Source organism: Pseudoalteromonas sp. SWN29 (assembly GCF_015864465.1).
Taxonomy (GTDB): Bacteria; Pseudomonadota; Gammaproteobacteria; order Enterobacterales; family Alteromonadaceae; genus Pseudoalteromonas.
In genome coordinates, this window is the sequence record NZ_JADYXE010000013.1 from 71,938 (window position 1) to 89,405 (window position 17,468).

General features: G+C 41.7%; 15 protein-coding genes. All 15 read left to right on the top strand.

Annotated elements, in window-relative coordinates; all coding sequences use genetic code 11:
• Window positions 1-19: 19 nt before the first annotated feature.
• The 15 genes from rsmH to lpxC all read left to right on the top strand — a co-directional run bounded on the left by rsmH (window position 20) and on the right by lpxC (window position 17,270).
• The gene (gene rsmH, locus I6F53_RS07090) at window positions 20-958 is read left to right on the top strand and encodes a 16S rRNA (cytosine(1402)-N(4))-methyltransferase RsmH (RefSeq protein ID WP_197179423.1); all 939 of its coding nucleotides are present in this window, start codon (window positions 20-22) and stop codon (window positions 956-958) included.
• Entirely contained in the window at window positions 955-1,281 is a 327-nt protein-coding gene (gene ftsL / locus I6F53_RS07095; protein WP_007582915.1) for a cell division protein FtsL, read from the top strand. The genes rsmH and ftsL overlap by 4 nt, the downstream gene beginning before the upstream one ends.
• Window positions 1,278-3,095 carry a penicillin-binding transpeptidase domain-containing protein gene (locus I6F53_RS07100; protein WP_197179415.1) on the top strand — a complete coding sequence of 606 codons (1,818 nt, stop codon included), beginning with the start codon at window positions 1,278-1,280 and terminating at the stop codon, window positions 3,093-3,095. Before ftsL ends, I6F53_RS07100 begins: the two co-directional genes overlap by 4 nt.
• Window positions 3,088-4,566 (top strand): UDP-N-acetylmuramoyl-L-alanyl-D-glutamate--2,6-diaminopimelate ligase, encoded by a 1,479-nt coding sequence (murE, locus tag I6F53_RS07105; protein ID WP_197239022.1) that lies wholly within the window; start codon window positions 3,088-3,090, stop codon window positions 4,564-4,566. The genes I6F53_RS07100 and murE overlap by 8 nt, the downstream gene beginning before the upstream one ends.
• Window positions 4,563-5,945 (top strand): UDP-N-acetylmuramoyl-tripeptide--D-alanyl-D-alanine ligase, encoded by a 1,383-nt coding sequence (locus I6F53_RS07110; protein ID WP_197179411.1) that lies wholly within the window; start codon window positions 4,563-4,565, stop codon window positions 5,943-5,945. The genes murE and I6F53_RS07110 overlap by 4 nt, the downstream gene beginning before the upstream one ends.
• On the top strand, window positions 5,945-7,027 hold the full coding sequence (gene mraY, locus I6F53_RS07115) for a phospho-N-acetylmuramoyl-pentapeptide-transferase (protein WP_007582922.1): 1,083 nt from the start codon (window positions 5,945-5,947) through the stop codon (window positions 7,025-7,027). Before I6F53_RS07110 ends, mraY begins: the two co-directional genes overlap by 1 nt.
• Window positions 7,028-8,362 (top strand): UDP-N-acetylmuramoyl-L-alanine--D-glutamate ligase, encoded by a 1,335-nt coding sequence (gene murD / locus I6F53_RS07120; protein ID WP_197179409.1) that lies wholly within the window; start codon window positions 7,028-7,030, stop codon window positions 8,360-8,362.
• A complete protein-coding gene (gene ftsW / locus I6F53_RS07125; protein WP_197179407.1) occupies window positions 8,359-9,534 on the top strand; it encodes a cell division protein FtsW in 1,176 nt (391 codons plus the stop codon). The genes murD and ftsW overlap by 4 nt, the downstream gene beginning before the upstream one ends.
• Window positions 9,531-10,607, top strand: a complete 1,077-nt coding sequence (murG, locus tag I6F53_RS07130; RefSeq protein ID WP_197139796.1) for an undecaprenyldiphospho-muramoylpentapeptide beta-N-acetylglucosaminyltransferase — start codon at window positions 9,531-9,533, stop codon at window positions 10,605-10,607. The genes ftsW and murG overlap by 4 nt, the downstream gene beginning before the upstream one ends.
• Window positions 10,608-12,059 (top strand): UDP-N-acetylmuramate--L-alanine ligase, encoded by a 1,452-nt coding sequence (gene murC, locus I6F53_RS07135; protein WP_002957994.1) that lies wholly within the window; start codon window positions 10,608-10,610, stop codon window positions 12,057-12,059.
• Entirely contained in the window at window positions 12,056-12,976 is a 921-nt protein-coding gene (locus I6F53_RS07140) for a D-alanine--D-alanine ligase (RefSeq protein WP_024592944.1), read from the top strand. Before murC ends, I6F53_RS07140 begins: the two co-directional genes overlap by 4 nt.
• Before the next feature lies 1 nt (window position 12,977).
• On the top strand, window positions 12,978-13,757 hold the full coding sequence (locus I6F53_RS07145; RefSeq protein ID WP_007582934.1) for a cell division protein FtsQ/DivIB: 780 nt from the start codon (window positions 12,978-12,980) through the stop codon (window positions 13,755-13,757).
• Window positions 13,754-14,986, top strand: coding sequence for a cell division protein FtsA (gene ftsA, locus I6F53_RS07150; RefSeq protein WP_197118615.1), 1,233 nt, complete (start codon window positions 13,754-13,756; stop codon window positions 14,984-14,986). Before I6F53_RS07145 ends, ftsA begins: the two co-directional genes overlap by 4 nt.
• 21 nt (window positions 14,987-15,007) lie before the next feature.
• On the top strand, window positions 15,008-16,252 hold the full coding sequence (ftsZ, locus tag I6F53_RS07155) for a cell division protein FtsZ (RefSeq protein WP_197239023.1): 1,245 nt from the start codon (window positions 15,008-15,010) through the stop codon (window positions 16,250-16,252).
• A gap of 106 nt (window positions 16,253-16,358) precedes the next feature.
• A complete protein-coding gene (gene lpxC, locus I6F53_RS07160; protein ID WP_024599295.1) occupies window positions 16,359-17,270 on the top strand; it encodes a UDP-3-O-acyl-N-acetylglucosamine deacetylase in 912 nt (303 codons plus the stop codon).
• The last annotated feature ends 198 nt before the right edge of the window (window positions 17,271-17,468 follow it).

Below are 17,468 nucleotides of genomic sequence, written 5' to 3' on the forward strand. Positions count from 1 at the left end.
AAAAGGCAAATAATAGCTAATGACAGCGCAATTTGAACACGTATCCGTATTAATGGACGAAACCATCGATGCCCTTGCAATTAAGCCAGACGGTATATACATGGATGGAACTTTTGGACGTGGCGGCCACTCTGGACAAATTTTAGCACGCCTTGGTGATGAGGGTCGTTTGCAAGCAATTGACCAAGATCCACAAGCGATACAATCAGCCGAGAAATTTGCAGATGATCCACGTTTTGCAATTGCACATACTCGTTTTTCAAATTTATACGAAGTAGCAGAGCAAAACGATCTGATTGGTAAAGTGGACGGCATTTTATTAGACATTGGTGTCTCGTCGCCACAACTTGATGATGCTGCGCGTGGTTTTAGTTTCATGAAAGATGGGCCACTCGATATGCGTATGGACCCAACAACAGGTCGCAGTGCTGCACAGTGGTTAGCAGAAGCCGAGTTAGATGACATTACTCACGTAATTAAAAAGCTGGGTGAAGAAAAGTTTGGTAAACGCATTGCGCACAAAGTGCTTGAAGTTCGAGAGCACACGCCAATTACAACTACAAAGCAACTTGCTGACCTTGTTGATGAAGCCGTGCCTGTAAAAGATAAGTTTAAGCACCCTGCAACACGTACTTTTCAGGCTATTCGTATTTACATTAATAGCGAGCTTGAAGAGATTCAAACAGCGTTGCAGTCAGCAGTTAAAGTGTTAAAACCTGGTGGTCGTTTAGTGGTGATTTCGTTTCACTCACTAGAGGATCGTATTGTAAAACAGTTTATTAGAAAACAGAGTCGGGGAGAAGTGTTACCCAGAGGTCTGCCTTTAACTGATGCACAAATAAATAAAAATCTGACGTTAAAAGCAGTGGGTAAGGCTATTAAGCCAAGTGCTGTAGAAGTAGAGCGTAATCCACGTTCTCGTAGTTCTGTACTTAGGATTGCACAGAGGTTGGGATGAGTAAAAAAGCGAGCTATCGGCAACCTAATTTATTCTTTGAAATATTAAAAGGCCTAGGAGCTAACAAGCTAACCTCGGCCTTGTTGGTTGTGATATTCGCTTCTAGCTTAGCAGTTGTGCAAACAACTCACTTAGCTCGTGGACAACTTATAAAGCAAGATCAGTTATTACAAGAACGAGATGAGCTCGATTTAGAGTGGCGCTACTTACTTGTTGAAGAAGAATTTTATTCGCAACATGCACGCATTGAAGAAGTAGCTATATCACAATTAAAAATGAAACGACCTACGAGTCAAGATGAGCAGGTAATAATAGTACAATGAGAAATAGAGGCAAAAAACCAGTCACAAATTTAATCACATGGCGCTTTATGCTCGTGTGCACAGTTGTGTTTATGGTGTTTGTTACACTCGTATCTCGGGCCGCTTATTTGCAAGTAATAGAACCTGATAAAGCACGTTCAGAAAGTGATAAACGTACAGTGCGTGTTGAAAAGCTTCATGTGCAGCGCGGAATGATTTTTGACCGTAATGGTAAAGAACTAGCGGTAAGTGTACCGGTTGTGAGTGTATATGCAGACCCGAAAGCATTGCATAAGTCGCTTGTCTCTAAAGTAATCAAACAAGCACGTAAAAGCGGCGAAGATCACTTATCTTTAACTGAAAACACGGCTGAACTTGATAAGCGTACTGCTCTTTATTATAAAAACGATTTACGCTGGCGCGAGCTTGCCGATGTGCTGCGTATTGATCCTAAAAAGATTAACTCTCGACTTTTAAACGATCCTTCACGTCGTTTTGTGTATTTAAAGCGACAAGTTACCCCTGCTGTAGCAAATTATATTGGCGATTTGCGTTTGCCTGGCATCCATTTACTAGATGAATCTAAACGCTACTACCCTGCAGGTGAAGTTACCGCACATGTTATTGGTTTTACCAATATTGATGGTAAAGGCATTGAAGGCATTGAAAAGCTATACGAAAATGCGTTAACGGGTGAAGAAGGCCGCCGTACTATTCGTAAAGATGCACAAGGGCGTGAAGTAGAAGTACTTGATGAGCGCGAGCGTGTAGAACCTGAAAGCATAGAACTAAGCATTGACCAACGTATTCAAGCCATTGCTTACAAAGCAGTTAAATCAGCTGTACTGACTTATAAAGCCACATCGGGATCGGCTATGGTGGTTGATGTTAAAACCGGTGAAGTACTGGCAATGGTAAACAGTCCTTCATTTAATCCAAATAATTTAAGCGATGCAGCCCCTCATAAACGTCGTAATCGTGCAATTACCGATTTGTTTGAACCTGGCTCAACTGTTAAGCCTCTAGCCATTTTGGCTGGGCTAGACTACGGCGCCATTAAGGCAGATGACACAATTGATACTTACCCAGGCTGGATGCGTTTAGGTGGTAGTTTAGTTAGAGATACTCGTAATCACGGCGTACTAACATTGCGTGAAATACTAAAGTATTCCTCAAATATGGGGGTTGCGAAAGTTACTCAATTAGTGCCTAAAGATTACCTTGTTGGGTTATACCAAAAAGTAGGCTTTGGCAGTGACACTGGCACAGGGATGGTAGGTGAAAGCAGCGGCTTGTTTTATCCAAACCGCCGTTGGTCTGACTTTGAAATTGCCACTTTATCATTTGGTTATGCAATTTCGGTAAGTACTGCGCAAATGGCGCGCTTTTATACCATGTTAGGCGCTGGTGGAGTTAACCGACCTCTGACTATTTTAAAGCAAGATAATATACCTGAAGGCGAACGTATTTTTAAACAAAAAGACGTAGAAGCCGTAGTGCACATGATGGAAAGTGTATTTGAAAAAGACGGTACTGCTCGCAACATAAAAGTTGATGGGTATCGTGCAGCTGGTAAAACAGGTACATCTAAAAAAGCCGTAGCAGGTGGTTATGGTGATGAATATGTAGGTTATTTTGCAGGTGTAGCACCGGCAAGTAATCCTCGTTTAGCCGTGGTAGTTATGATTAATGAACCAGGTGGTGATGTGTACTATGGAGGTGCCACCGCTGGCCCTGCATTTGCAGAAATCATCTCTAACGCATTAAGAATATTAAACGTAGCGCCTGACAAGGAAGAGGTTGCGTACGTAAAAGGTAAGGACAACGATGCGTGATTTAAAGGATATCTTAAAATACATCGAAATAGATGCGCCCTCGCAGTTGGTAAAACATTTACGCCTTGATAGTCGTGAAGTGACGCCAGGCGATGTATTTGTTGCTATTAAAGGCCATGCACTTGATGGCGGACAATTTATTAATAAAGCAATTGAAAATGGCGCAACAGCTATTATTGCTGACAGATTATGTGAATTTGAAACAAGTTTTGAACCGCTTTATTTAGTCTCGGAGCTTGATAAAAAGCTTCCAGAATTAGCAAGTCGCTTTTATAACCAACCAAGTCAGACTCTTGATTTAATTGGTGTGACAGGTACAAATGGTAAATCGACCACCACAGCAATGATTGCTCACTTGGCGCAATTTTGCAGTACTGATTCGGCTATTATTGGCACTTTAGGTTACGGCCACCCTGATAATTTAATTCCACTGATTAATACCACGCCTTCTGCGGTTGATTTACAACATATTTTGAGCGATTTAAATTCGCAGCATAAAAAGCTGGTAGCCATGGAAGTGTCATCTCATGGGTTAGTACAACAGCGTGTTGCTAAATGCGCGTTTAAAGCGGCTGTGTTTACTAATCTTTCGCGCGATCACTTAGATTACCATGGTGATATGGCAAGTTACGGTGATGCGAAACTAATGCTTTTCCGTGATTTTGAACCGCAAGTTGTAGTGCTTAATCAAGATGATTCTCAAGCTGAGCAATGGCTCGAAAAGTATGATTTTAATAACCTAATTTGTTATGGGCGTAAAAACTTAGCCCCTAAAAACAGTCAATATGTTCACTTTTCTGATGTGAAATATTCCAGTGAAGGTATTTCGGCGCAGTTGTCGACAAGTTGGGGTGATATTTCAATTAAATCGCCTCTGTTTGGCGAATTCAACTTATATAACTTAACGGCAGCGCTCGCTACATTACTAGGGCTTGGTTATCCGCTTGAGCAATTAGTTGCAGGTTGTGCGCAATTACAGCCAGTAGCAGGGCGAATGCAAGCATTTAGTCAAGCAGGCATGCCAACGTGTGTTGTTGATTACGCCCATACGCCCGATGCACTTGCCCTTGCGTTACAAGCATTGCAGCTGCATGTGCCAGGTGGTGTAAGTTGTGTATTTGGTTGCGGTGGTGACAGAGATAAAGGCAAGCGCGTATTAATGGCGCAAGCTGCAGAGCAAAATGCTAATAAAGTGATTATTACCAGTGATAATCCTCGCTCAGAAAATCCTGATGACATTATTGCAGATGTGGCAGCGGGTTTAACCCATCCTCAAAATGCCCATTTAGAGGTTGATAGAGCAACTGCAATTCGTTTTGCTATAGAAAACGCGACTGCTGATGATGTTATTTTGATTGCAGGCAAAGGCCACGAAGATTATCAAATTATAGGCGATAAGCGCATCGACTTTTGCGATCGCCGTTATGTACAAGAACAACTAAAAAAAGCAGTAAGAGGGATAATACAATGATCCCAATGGATTTTGATTGGTTAGCTAATGTGCTAACAACCGATTATCAAGGTGATAATCAACACGTGCTTAATATAAATACTGATACTCGCACAGTGTGCGATGGCGAAGTGTTTTTAGCACTGAAAGGGCCAAATTTTGATGGGCATAAATTTATAGCTGAGGCTAAACAAAAAGGCGCTATTGGCGTTATTGTTCAGCACAAAGTTGATGTCGATATTCCACAATTTATAGTAAGCGATACACGTATTGCGCTAGGTGTAATTGGTACTGCTGTTATGGCGCAAGTGGCGCCTAAAACAATTGCAATTACAGGGAGTGTAGGCAAAACCACCGTAAAAGAAATGTGTGCAGCAATTTTGTCGGTTCACGGTGATGTATTAGCTACTAAAGGTAATTTTAATAACGATATTGGCGTACCGCTTACGTTATTGCGCTTAGAGCCTCAACATCGCTTTGCGGTGATTGAGCTAGGTGCAAATCACTTAGGTGAAATTGCTTACACCACTGCAATGACAAAACCAGATGTAGCCGTTGTATGTAATGTTGCAGCAGCCCACTTAGAAGGTTTTGGTAGTTTAATGGGCGTCGCAAAAGCTAAAGGTGAGATTTTTGACGGCCTTAAAGATGACGGTGTTGCCATTGTTAACTGCGATAGTGAATTTAGCCAGTATTGGCTAGATAAGCTTGAAGGGCGCAAAGTTAAACGCTTTTCAACAACCGAAAAACTCGATATTTGGGCAGAGAACATCACGCTTGATGCCAATGCGCGTGCAAGCTTTACGCTTTGCACTCAAAACAAGCAAGTACCTGTTACTTTGTCGTTGCCTGGTAAACACAATATTAGCAATGCGCTTATTGCAGCAGCGCTTACTAGTGAATTTGATGTAACTCTTGAAGAAATAGCCAACGCACTTGCCACAATGGGTGATGTAAAAGGGCGCGTTAATTTAATTGAAGTGTCTGATTTACTCACCGTGGTTGATGATACCTATAATGCCAATGTTAAGTCGGTAAAGGCTGCGATTGACTTGTTAAGTGATATGCAAGGTCACCGCATTTTAGCGCTGGGAGACATGGGTGAGCTAGGTGAAGATGCACGTACGTACCATCAAGAAGTTGGCGAGTATGCACTTGAGCAAGGGATTGATGAGTTATTTACATTAGGTGTGTTAAGTAAATACGCAAGTGATGTGTTTGAACTACCTAATCGCCACTTTTCGAGCCGCGAACAGATGCAGCAAAAAATTCAAGAAAGTATTAATAAAGTGAATACTAAAACAACAATAGTAGTGAAAGGATCGCGCAGTTCTCGCATGGAATTATTAGTAACCGATTTAGTTAATGGCCAGCAACAAGCCATCAATGGAGTATCATAATGTTAGTTTGGCTGGCAGAGTATTTAACACAGTATTTTAGTGGTTTTCATGTTTTTTCGTATTTAACGCTACGTGCCATTTTAGGTATTTTAACTGCGCTAATTATGTCTCTTTATTTAGGACCTAAGTTAATTCGTGGTTTGCAACGTATGCAAATAGGCCAAACAGTTCGAGACGATGGTCCGCAATCGCATTTGTCTAAGTCGGGTACGCCGACTATGGGCGGCTTACTTATTTTAGCGGCCATTTTTACCAGCACGCTACTTTGGGCCGATTTATCAAATAAATACGTATGGGCAACACTGTTTGTAATTGGCTCTTTAGGTATTGTTGGCTTTGTTGATGATTACCGTAAAGTTATTCGTAAAGATCCAAAAGGCTTAATTGCTAAGTGGAAGTACTTTTGGCAGTCAGTCATTGCATTAGTTGTAGCTACTGCTTTGTATTTTACCAGTGCACAAGCATCTGAAACATCACTTGTTGTTCCATTTTTTAAAGACGTGTTACCGCAATTAGGTTTGTTTTATATCGTGCTTACGTATTTTGCCATAGTAGGTACATCAAACGCGGTAAACCTGACCGATGGTTTAGATGGCTTGGCGATTGTGCCAATTATTTTAGTGGCTTCAGCACTGGCAATTATTGCTTACTTAACAGGTAATATTAACTTTTCGGCTTACTTACATATTCCACATTTACCGCTGGCGAGTGAGCTTGTGGTTGTATGTACTGCCATTGTGGGCGCAGGGCTTGGCTTTTTATGGTTTAACACTTACCCAGCACAAGTATTTATGGGCGATGTTGGCTCATTAGCACTTGGTGGCGCATTAGGTATTATTGCTGTTTTAGTACGCCAAGAGTTACTGCTTATTATTATGGGCGGTGTATTTGTAATGGAAGCACTATCGGTAATATTACAAGTGGGGTCGTATAAATTACGCGGACAACGCATTTTTAGAATGGCGCCGATTCATCATCATTATGAATTAAAAGGTTGGCCAGAGCCTCGCGTTATTGTGCGCTTTTGGATTATTTCTGTTGTGCTAGTGCTTGCTGGCTTAGCTACTTTAAAGATTCGATAAATGCAGTATTTAAACGAGATAAAAAACAAACAAATAACAGTGCTCGGACTCGGTGTAACCGGTCTGGGCATTGTGCGTTTTCTATTATCTCATGGCCTCACACCAAAGGTCATTGATAGCCGAGTAACCCCGCCGGGGATTGATTGGTTAAAAGAGCACGCGCCAACTCTAGATACCCACTTTGGTAATTTGGATGACGCAGAGCTTTGTTCAAGCGATATGATTATTATAAGCCCTGGGCTTAGCTTAAAAATAAAAGCTGTTGCAAATGCAATTAACGCAGGTGTTGAAGTGATTGGCGACGTTGAGTTATTTTCACGTATTAATTCAAAACCGGTTGTTGCAGTAACGGGCTCTAATGGTAAATCAACCGTGGTTACGCTCGCTTATGAAGTATTAAAACAAGCCGGCTATAAAGTTGCTTTGGGTGGAAATATTGGCACAGCGGTGCTTGATTTGCTCAGTGATGATTTTGACGTGTATGTACTTGAGTTATCTAGTTTTCAGCTAGATACCACAACGAGTTTAAAACCTGTGAGTGCAACGGTATTAAATGTGTCTGAAGATCACCTTGATCGCTACGACAGTTACCAAGCTTATATAGACTCAAAGCTAAGTATTTATGACAGTGCAGAGCTTATTGTTGTCAATGCAGACGATATGCAAACACATCCAGTTGAGCGCGGTACACCCCCCCTAATCAGCTTTGGTGCTCAACAAGGTGATTACCATTTAGCGCAACATAATGGCGAAACTCACTTTATGGTTAAAGGCGATGCCTTTTTACCTGTTGATACGCTTGCGGTAGTGGGTAAGCACAATTATTTAAATACGCTTGCAGTAATGGCGCTCTTAAGTCCGTTTGAAGTAAGCAAAGAGCAATATAAAAATGCATTAGGTCAATTTAATGGGTTGGCTCATCGCTGCCAATTTGTAGCTGAGCTTAACGGTGTAAAGTATTTTAACGATTCAAAGGCAACTAATGTTGGAGCGACCATTGCTGCAATAGATAGTTTAGCTAGTGGCGGTGAAAATCTGATTGTTATTGCTGGTGGCGATGCCAAAGGCGCTGATTTAAATGCGCTTAAACCTTACATAGAACAGCATGTAAAAGCATTAATTTGTTTTGGTAAAGATGCAAGTGACTTAGCTGCGATTACCAATAAGAGTTATTTAACTAACAATATGGAAGAAGCCGTTACTTTGGCCAAAGTACTTAGTAGTACAGGCAATATTGTTTTATTAGCACCCGCATGTGCCAGTATTGATATGTATAACAACTATATGCAACGCGGTGATGACTTTGTTCAGTGTGTAATGGCAGGGGCGTTATGATTGCTTTTGCCGATATAAGAGACGCATTAACACCTAAGCCTTCGGCGCAGTTATACGATGTACCGCTATTGTACTGCGTAATAATGCTCATTGGTGTTGGTTTTATCATGGTGACCAGCGCATCAATGCCTACCGCAGAGCGGTTATTTGATGACCCGTACCATATTACCATTCGCCACAGCATGTTTTTGGCAATGGCTTTTGTGCTTTTTTGGATAAGTGTTTGTGTGCCAATGGAGTGGTGGAAACGATCAAACCCTTATCTATTAATACTAGGTATGGTGCTATTAATAGCGGTATTGATTATTGGGCGTGAAGTAAACGGCGCTAAACGATGGATACCTATTGGACCTGTTGGTTTTCAGGTGGCTGAGGCCGCTAAGTTGTACTTTTTTAGTTATATTGCGGGTTATTTGGTAAGAAAACGCGAAGAAGTACAAGAAAATATTAAAGGCTTTGCAAAGCCAATTGCTGTATTTGCAGTGTATGCACTGCTTATTCTGCTGCAGCCAGATTTAGGCACAGTGGTTGTTATGTTTGTAACAACGGTTGGTTTGCTGTTTTTAGCGGGCGCTAAGTTATGGCAATTTTTTGTACTTATTTTAACGGGCGTTGGCTTAGTTGTATTACTGATTATTGTTGAACCCTACCGTATGGCGCGCGTTGTAGGCTTTTTAGACCCTTGGGATGATCCTTTTGGTAAGGGTTATCAGTTGGTGCAATCACTAATGGCGTATAGCCAAGGCGGTTGGTTTGGCCAAGGCTTAGGTAACAGCGTACAAAAGCTACAGTATTTACCTGAAGCGCATAACGATTTTATTTTTGCTGTAATAGGCGAAGAGCTTGGTTTAATAGGCGTTGTAAGTATTTTAACGGTGCTTGGTACCTTGGTATTTAGAGCATTATTAATAGGCCAACAAGCGCTTAAGTGCGGCAAGGAATACGAAGGCTACTTTTCATTTGCCATTGGTATTTGGTTTGCATTTCAAACCATGGTGAATGTAGGTGCGAGTGCGGGTATTTTACCGACGAAGGGTTTAACCCTGCCGTTTATTTCTTATGGCGGCTCAAGCTTATTAATTATGACGATTGCCACGGGTATTTTATTACGCGTAGATTTTGAAACCAAAATGGCAACCAAACAAGCCACCTCTCGCGGAGGTAAGCGATGAGTAAAAAATTAGTAGTAGTGGCTGGTGGAACTGGCGGACACATTTTTCCCGGTATTGCAGTAGCCGATTATTTAAAACAGCAGGGCTGGCAAGTTAGCTGGATCGGCACACCAGATCGAATGGAAGCGAGCGTTGTACCTAAGCACAATATAGATATTGATTTTATTAACGTTAAAGGTGTTCGTGGTAACGGATTAAAGCGTCTTATTAAAGCCCCATTCATGGTAATTAATGCAGTATTGCAGGCGCGTAAGGTATTGAAAGAACAGCGTCCTGATGTAGTACTTGCAATGGGCGGTTATGTTACGGGGCCAACGGGAATTGCCGCAAAAAGTTTAGGTATCCCGCTGGTTATTCACGAGCAAAACGCTGTAGCGGGTATGAGCAATAAACTGCTAGCTAAGGTGGCTACACGAGTATTAGCTGCATTTCCAAGTGCTTTTGCACAGGGTCAAGCCGAGCTAGTAGGTAACCCAGTTCGCCAAAGCGTTATGAATATAGCCAAACGCGATGTATCAAGCCCTATTAATATTTTAGTAGTGGGCGGCTCGCTTGGTGCACAAGTGCTTAATCAAACATTACCAGAAGCATTTAAAGCACTAAATAATACAGCTCCAATAAGTGTATGGCATCAAACAGGTAAGGGTCATTTAACTACTGTAGAAGCCGCTTATAAAATGCATGCTTTTACAGGCAGTAATGCAAAAATAGCTGAATTTATTGATGATATGGACGCAGCGTATAGCTGGGCCGACATTGTTGTTTGCCGTGCTGGTGCGTTAACTGTTAGCGAAATTGCAGCGGCAGGTAAAATGGCCGTTTTTGTTCCGTTTCCACATGCTGTGGACGACCATCAAACAGCGAACGCACAATATTTAGTGATGGCTAATGGCGCATTATTAATGCCACAAGGGCAGTTTAATAAACAATCAATTGTTGAACTATTAAGCCCGTATTTAGCCCAACCTTCATTAATTACTGAAATGGCTACAAATGCAAAAAAACAAGCCATTTTAGATGCCACAGCAAGCGTAGCAACGCACTGTGAGCAAGTAACAAATAAGAGAAAATAAGTGAAAGAAACGTCAGTACAAGAAAAACACACACGCCCTGCAATGCGCCGAATAGAAACCATTCACTTTATTGGTATTGGTGGAGCAGGTATGGGCGGTATTGCTGAAGTACTCGCTTTTGAAGGCTACCGTATTACAGGTTCTGACATTGCCCATAGCGCTATGACAGATCGTTTAATTAAAGCCGGTGCAGAAGTATTTATAGGCCATCATGAAAATAACGTGAAAGATGCCAATGTAGTCGTTGTTTCAAGTGCGATTGATGAAACAAATCCTGAAATTATTGCAGCCAAAGCCGCAAGAGTTCCTGTTGTTCGCCGCGCAGAAATGTTGGCTGAGTTAATGCGTTTTCGCCACGGTATAGCCATTGCGGGTACGCATGGTAAAACAACGACAACAAGCTTAATTGCGAGTATTTATGGACAAGCAGGGCTTGATCCAACCTTTATTATTGGTGGCTTGCTAAATAGCGCAGGTAGTAACGCAAAAGTAGGTAAAAGTGATTTTTTAATTGCCGAAGCTGATGAAAGCGACGCGTCGTTTTTACACTTACAGCCAATGGTCTCGGTGATCACAAATATTGAAGAAGATCACATGGATACTTATGGCGGCAGTCTTGAAAAGATGAAAGACACATATGTAGATTTCATTCATAACTTGCCGTTTTATGGTTTAGCTGTTGTATGTATTGATTCTGAAGTTGCTGCTGAACTTATCCCGCGTTTTGGTCGCCCAGTTATCACGTATGGCGAATCGAAGGATGCTGATTACCGCATGAGCGACTTTAGCCAATCAGCTAATACATGCACATTTACAGTAACTAACAAACAAGGTGAGTGTTTAACTGCCACGTTGAATATGCCAGGTAGACACAACGCACTTAATGCAACCGCTGCGATTGCTGTGGCAAAAGATCAAAATATTGCGAATCATGCAATTTTAGAAGCGCTGCAGAAGTTTGAAGGTATTGGTCGTCGTTTTCAGCACTATGGTGAATTTGAAAACGAGCGTGGCAATGTGATGTTAGTTGATGATTACGGGCATCATCCTTCAGAAGTTGCAGCAACAATTGCAGCAGTACGTGAAGGTTGGCCTGATAAGCGTTTAGTAATGGTATATCAACCTCATAGATTTTCCCGTACACGCGACTTATACGAAGATTTTGTAAAAGTACTTGCTGATGTAGATCAGTTGCTACTGCTTGATGTGTATAGCGCTGGTGAAGATCCAATTGTTGGCGCAGACAGCAAAAGCTTATGCCGTAGCCTTCGTCAACGTGGCAAAGAGCCGCTGCATGTAGCAACAAATGCAGAGCTTGCAGGCGTTTTGGCCGCAAATTTACAAAATAATGATTTAGTATTAACCCAAGGCGCTGGTAATATAGGTCAGTTAGTTAAAACATTAGCTGCGACGGGTATGTCGATAGAAAAACTTAAGCAAGGTGAAGTATGACTCAGGTAAACACACAATTTGGTAAAGTAGCGGTACTGCTAGGTGGTAACTCAGCAGAACGTGAAGTGTCTTTACGATCGGGTCAGGCTGTTTTAAATGCGCTGCAAAATAGTGGCATTGATGCAATTGCATTTGACCCGCAAAGTCGTTCTTTGTGGGAGTTAAAAGAATTAAATGTAGAGCGCGTTTTTATTGCTTTGCATGGTCGTGGTGGCGAAGACGGAACTGTACAAGGTGCGCTTGAATTTATGAACCTGCCTTACACGGGCAGTAATGTACTGGGTTCAGCACTTGCTATGGATAAAGTACGTTGTAAGCACTTATTTAAATCAGCGGGTTTAAGCACTGCACCTTATACCGTAGTTGACGCTAAAAAAGGCTTTGATGCTGCAGCTATTATGGGTGAGTTTAAAAAGGTAATGGTTAAGCCATCGCACGAAGGCTCAAGCATAGGTATGGCGCAAGCAAGTACAGCACAAGAACTTGAAGACGCACTAGCTAATGCATTTAAGTTTGATAATCAAGTGCTTGTAGAGCAGTGGATCACGGGACGTGAATTCACAGTTACAGTGCTTGGCGATGAAGTACAACCAGTCATCGAGATGACGACACCAAATGGTTTTTACGATTACCAAGCTAAGTATCAATCAAATACAACGCAGTATCATTGCCCTGCAGATTTATCAGAGCAAGATACTAAGTACTTACAAGCTATATCGCTAGATGCATTTGATTTAGTGGGCGCAAGTGGTTGGGGCCGTGTTGATGCGATGCAAGACGAGCAAGGTAACTTTTACCTGCTTGAAGTAAATACAGTACCTGGCATGACTGAAAAGTCGTTAGTGCCAATGGCAGCAAAAGCGAATGGGGCAACTTTTGAACAATTAGTTGTTCGCATTTTAGAGCAAACGCTTTAATATGCATCCCCTTTTAGAAAAAGCTCAGGAAATCAAACTGAAACTTAATTGGTCTCTGATTTTTGGTGTGAGCTTTTTTCTGATAGTTGTAATTGGCTTAGTGCAAATTACGACAGGTGTATCGGATTGGTTAGTTGAAAACAAAGATGCTCAAATTAAGCACCTTACAGTGCAAGGGCAGCCTAAATACACAGATGAAACGGCAATTATAAAAGCGATTAAAAAAGCCGATTTAAGTAGTTTTTTTGAACTTGATGTTAAGCATGTGCAGCAGCTAGTTCAAGACTTACCCTGGGTTGCTACCGCTTCGGTGCGTAAACAATGGCCTGATACTATACAAGTATATGTTGTTGAACATGAAGTAGTAGCACATTGGAATAGCGACTTATTGCTCAACCAAAGTGGTCAAGCATTTCAAGCCAGCAGCGATAAGTTAGATGATGACTTACCGCAGTTATACGGCCCAGAAGGCAGCGAAGAAGAAGCGTGGATTGCTTTTAAGCAATTTGATGAAATGCTAAAAGTTAACGGCTTAACGTTAACAAGTTTGGCATTGTCGGAGCGCTTTTCGTGGCAACTATGGTTAGATAACGGAATACGTTTAAATTTAGGACGTAAAGATAAAGCCAAGCGTGTACAACGTTTTATAGACGTTTATCCACGAATGGAACAACGTGCAGATGCACAAGTAGATACAATAGATTTACGGTATGATACCGGCCTTGCAGTCAGCTTTAAGCCAGTGCAAGAAGAACAATTACAAAATAAGAGTAAGGCATGACTAAGTCAGCAGAAAGAAACCTAGTAATAGGGTTAGACGTTGGCACCTCGAAAGTGGTTGCCACGGTAGGTGAAATCACCGCAGATAACAAGCTCAGCATTGTTGGTGTGGGCAGCCAAGTATCTCATGGTATGGATAAAGGCGGCGTTAACGATTTAAACTTAGTGTCTGAGTCTATTCGCCGAGCAATAGACGAAGCCGAGTTAATGGCTGATTGTCGTATTAGCTCTGTGTATTTGGGTATTTCTGGCAAGCATATACAATGTCAAAACGAAAGTGGCGTGGTGGCAATTAATAACACTGAAGTCACTGAAGAAGACATTGAAAATGTAATTCATATTGCGCGTTCTGTGCCTATTTCGGCAGAGCGTAAAATGCTGCATGCATTGCCGCAAGAATACAGTATCGACATGCAAGAGGGCATTAAAAACCCATTGGGCATGAGTGGTGTTCGTATGGAAGCGCGTGCACACATTATTACGTGCTCAAACGATATGGCAAAAAATATCGAGAAATGCGTAGAGCGCTGTGGTCTTGAAGTTGATCAGCTTATCTTTACTGCGTTGGCATCATGTTATTCAGTGCTTACGCCAGATGAAAAAGAGCTTGGTGTTGCAGTACTTGATATTGGCGGCGGTACTATGGATATCACCATTTATATTAATGGTGCGCTTCGTCACTCTGCCGTTATACCTGTGGCTGGTAACCAAGTTACTGGTGATATTGCAAAAATATTTCGTACACCTATATCACATGCAGAGTCACTCAAAGTACAATACGCATGTGCTAGTAGTCAAATGGCTAGTAGTGAAGACACGATTGAAGTACCTAGTGTAGGCGGACGACCAGCAAGACTGATGTCGCGCCATACATTATCTGAGGTGGTAGAGCCTCGTTTTAGAGAATTATTTGAGCTTGCGATGGAAGAAATTCGTCGTTCAGGCTTAGAAGACCAAATTGCGGCAGGTCTCGTTATAACAGGCGGAACTGCTAAAATGACTGGCGCGATGGAAGTGGCAGAAGACATCTTCCAAATGCCAGTAAGGATAGGCAAACCAATCGGGATGGTTGGTTTGACAGACTACGTAGATGATCCTTCGTACGCAACCGCTGTTGGTTTGTTACAATACGGGCGTACCATGCAATCGATGAATGCACAAAAGTCGAAAGCAGAGGATAACAATAATTGGTGGAACCGCATTACTAAATGGTTCCAAGGCGAGTTTTAAGACTCAAGTCGGAGAGTAAACATGTTTGATATAATGGAACAACACAGCGAAGAAGCTGTAATAAAAGTAATCGGCGTGGGCGGTGGTGGCGGTAACGCTGTTGAGCACATGGTTAAACAACAAATAGAAGGCGTGCGTTTTATAGCCGCTAATACGGATGCGCAAGCATTACGTAACTCTGCTGCCGATATTACAGTTCAGCTAGGCACGCAAATAACCTCTGGGTTGGGTGCGGGCGCAAACCCTGAAGTAGGCCGTAAGTCGGCTGAAGAAGATGCAGATACAATTCGTGCCAGCCTTGAAGGCGCCGATATGGTATTTATTGCAGCCGGTATGGGCGGCGGTACAGGTACTGGTGCAGCACCGGTAGTTGCTAAAATTGCTAAAGAACTCGGTATTTTAACCGTTGCAGTTGTAACACGTCCTTTTGATTTTGAAGGTAAAAAACGTGCAGCAGCCGCTGAACAAGGCATTAACGAATTGTCAGAAATTGTAGATTCACTTATTACAATTCCGAACAATAAATTGCTTAAAGTTTTAGGAAAAGGGACTACACTTCTAGATGCCTTCGCTAAAGCTAATGACGTATTATTTGGTGCAGTACAAGGTATAGCAGAGCTAATTACACGTTCTGGTTTAATTAACGTGGATTTCGCCGATGTTAGAACTGTAATGTCTGCAATGGGTACTGCAATGATGGGAACGGCGTCTGCGTCAGGCCCTGATCGTGCACAAGAAGCAGCAGAAGCGGCTATCTCAAGCCCACTACTAGAAGACGTTGATTTAACAGGTGCTAAAGGTATCTTAGTTAATATCACCGCAGGTATGGACATTGCGATTGAAGAATTTGAAATTGTGGGTAATCACGTTAAAGCACTTGCGTCAGAAAACGCAACGGTTGTTGTGGGTGCGGTAATCGACCCAGAAATGACTGATGAGTTACGTGTAACGGTTGTTGCAACTGGTTTAGGCGGCGATCGTCGTCCACAGTTTGGTATTGTTGATAACGGCTTTAAAAAAGCATCAGGTTCTGATGTTGCAAGCACATCAAACCAAACGAGCAGTATGTACGTACCAAGCTTTGCAAGCCAAGATACAAACACTGAAGAAAGTACTGCTAAAGTGCAAACTCAAAGCAAAGAAAAAGCGCCTTCAACTAGTTCAAGCAGTTCAAGTTCTTCAGCGCAAAACAGTAAAAAAGTGGATAAATCAGAAGGTGGTGATTATTTTGATATTCCCGCTTTTTTACGTAAGCAGGCTGATTAACATTAAATAATACTTTTGTTTGAAATATGTACGAATATTGAAAGGCAAAAGGATTTATGTTAAACTCCGCCATATAACTGTAACTGATTTAAAAGTGAGCATACCTATGATTAAACAGCGTACGATTGCAGAAGTAGTCAAAGCCATAGGAATTGGACTTCATAAAGGTGAGAAGGTCACAATAACTCTCCGACCTGCGAGCGCAAATACTGGGATTGTATTTCGTCGTGTCGACCTTGATCCGGTTGTTGATTTTGAAACAACACCTGAAGCCGTTGGTGATACGCAGTTGTGTACCTGTTTAATTAACAAAGATGGTGTTCGCTTATCGACTACTGAGCATCTTATTGCAGCTGTTGCTGCAATGGGCATTGATAATCTAATTGTAGAATTAGACAGCTCAGAAGTGCCGATTATGGATGGTAGTGCATTACCATTCATATATTTGTTACAAAAAGGCGGAATTGAAGAGCAAAACGTTGCTAAACGCTTTATTCGTATTAAAGAAAAAGTACGCATTGAAGAAGATGGTAAGTGGGCCGAAGTTGAACCATATGATGGTTTTCATATCGACTTTGAGATCGCATTTAACCACCCAGCTATCAATGAAAGTCGCCAACGTATTGGGTTGGACATAACAACGCAAAGCTTTATTGAAGAAATTAGCCGCGCGCGTACTTTTGGATTTATGAAAGACATTGAATACATGCATGCTAACAACCTAGCGCTAGGTGGTAGTATGGATAGTGCAGTAGTACTTGATGAGTTCAAAGTATTAAATCCTAACGGTTTACGTTATAGCGATGAGTTTGTTAAGCACAAGATATTAGACTGTGTTGGTGACATGTTTATGACAGGCCATAACCTTTTAGGTAAAGTAACTGCATTTAAATCAGGTCATGATTTAAATAATAAATTACTTCGTAAAATTATGGCTACAGAGTCAGCATGGGAGTGGGCAACATTTGAAACGCCTGTGACGATGCCTGCACCCGGTCTTGAGTTAGCCCACGCTTAAAAAGTGTTATAGCGAAGCTCCAAACAGTTATAAAAAATGACGCTAATTAGCGTCATTTTTTTGCGTGAAATTTAATAGCTTTATACTTTATTATAACAGACATTGCTCAGACCTCTAGGTCACTTTTTGGATTTTATATAAATGCAACGCATGCCCACCAATGAGCCTTATTATTTTTTCCCTTAACTCATCAAAACC